This window comes from Flavicella sp., from assembly GCF_029238425.1.
GTDB lineage: Bacteria > Bacteroidota > Bacteroidia > Flavobacteriales > Flavobacteriaceae > Flavicella.
The window spans coordinates 1-1,938 of the sequence record NZ_JAQWGB010000151.1 but is presented as its reverse complement, the minus strand read 5'-3'; the positions used below and the strand labels follow the sequence as shown (position 1 = coordinate 1,938).

Genomic DNA, 1,938 nt, shown 5'->3' with positions numbered 1-1,938 from the left:
TTGACCAAAAAAGAAATGTCCACTTTGGAAAGTTTTTGAATTTGTGATAAATCATAACCATAACATTTTTTGTTTTGATCTTTTGGATATTTGCTTCCAAAGTTGGCTTTTGGGAAATATGCAAAAAGTGTGTTTGGAAACCAAAAGAGCATTGGAGAATAACGAAATATACTTCTGAATATCAGGTTTATTCTTGCTTGTTAATAGTAAATCAATATTATAATGAAACTCTTTGTTTTCAGCTGGGATAATTTGTTTGAAATAGTTTAAAAACTGAATTAAATTATTGTCAAACTCATCTAGTGAATACCAAAAATATGGGTGTTTTTTGAATTGAATCCAACTACTGATCAGGGTGCTTTTTCCATATCCCATAGGTGCAGTTAATGAAATAACTGATTTATCAGAATTTGCATTTAATCTGTTTATTAAAACTTTACGAACTACTATCTCTTCTGAAATAGGTGCGATAAACAGTTTAATTTTATTAATCATTATTGATGTCCTTTAATTATATTGATTATTGACTTGTTATGGGATTGTGTAGTTTGCTAATTCCTTTACAAACCAAATCTATAATTAAGTGCTAACATTAGTTGTTGTTTGGATTTTAAAAAACCGTACTCACCTCTGAATTGCCATTTATTATTGTGCTGGTAATTGAAACCGAGTAGCATGTTCCATTCATGCTCCAATCTTTTGTTGAATTTATAATAGACATTTTTGTCAACGACTCCACGTACTAGATTATATGTTGCTGTTGCTCTGATTTTTTCGGCAGGACTTAGATCACTCCAATAATCCCCATTTCCATTGGGTACATCACCATTTTTAAAATCATTCCAGTGATTATCTAGATTTTGCTTGTCTTCTTCGGTTATTCCTAACGCTTCGTCAAAAGCTATATTACCCGAGGTTTGACTGTCCAGTTTTTGAAACTGTGCACCTCCCCAAATTGCCCAAAACCGTCCTTTGGTTGGTGTCATGATTCTACGGATTACACGAATACCACTTACATTCACCAAGACAGGTTTATCTAACCTGGCATTGGTAGTCCAAGACCAAGAATAATCTGCAGCAATGTTTACTGGGCCTAAAGGAGCCACCCCTAATAGGTTCAATCCATAGTATTTTCCCCTGATGTCTGTTGTGCTTTTTATCAGATCACTTCCCACAACGCTAAACGTAATGTCCTGCTCTCCCCAAACTTCTCCGTAATAACCACCTACAGAAAAGAAAGGAAGTATCCAAGCATCAATTCTAGCATTTACCGTATTAATTCTTCCTTCTGAAGGACCGAAATCAAGGATTCCATCCAGTTTGAAATAGTTGGTGGGAGGTGTTTGATCGTCACTAATGGCCATTTCAAAATTATCAATAACAATCCCTTGTTTGTTAAAAAGACTTCCGAGCATTACCCCAAAAGGTTTCTGCAGTTCATAGCCCTTAGCATAGGCCTTTTTTCCTAGGATTGGCAGTACATAAGGATACTCTTTCCCTATTTGTGTAGAATCAATTGTTTGAGAATAAGTGGTTAATGAAATAAAACTAATTACAATTATAAAATATATTTTATGCATAGTTTAGGTTTAAAAAGAAAATCAACATTTAAGGGTTCAGCAAATTTAATATAAAAATAAAACAAATAGAGGAAACAAAAAAAGACTGCCTTTGAAGTAGTCTTTATTGACCAATAGAATTGAATTTTTAGAACAACAGAAACAAGAAATAATTCAAGAATATTTTTCTTGGCACGAAGCGTATGTTTAAGTTTTAAGGATAAATCAAATATTTTTCTCTAATTGTTTTAAAGCTTTCAAGGTCTTTTTTCCAAGAATTTTCAATCTCTCTAACACCTGATCGGTTTTCTAGTTGTCTTTGCAGCTCTGTGTTTCCTGCATGTATGGTAAAGGTTTTTCCAAAAAATGCTTTCTTATC

General features: G+C 33.1%; 3 protein-coding genes. All 3 read right to left on the bottom strand.

Translation table 11 applies throughout. The features are described 5' to 3' along the window. Positions 1 to 51: 51 nt before the first annotated feature. Positions 52 to 495, bottom strand: coding sequence for a hypothetical protein (locus P8H68_RS10730; protein ID WP_300324748.1), 444 nt, complete (start codon positions 493 to 495; stop codon positions 52 to 54). Between the two features lie 65 nt (positions 496 to 560). Continuing rightward, complete coding sequence (locus P8H68_RS10725) at positions 561 to 1,580, bottom strand: hypothetical protein (protein WP_300324745.1); 1,020 nt, start codon at positions 1,578 to 1,580, stop codon at positions 561 to 563. A 193-nt stretch (positions 1,581 to 1,773) separates the two neighbouring features. After that, entirely contained in the window at positions 1,774 to 1,905 is a 132-nt protein-coding gene (locus P8H68_RS10720) for an exo-beta-N-acetylmuramidase NamZ domain-containing protein (RefSeq protein WP_300324751.1), read from the bottom strand. Positions 1,906 to 1,938: the final 33 nt, after the last annotated feature.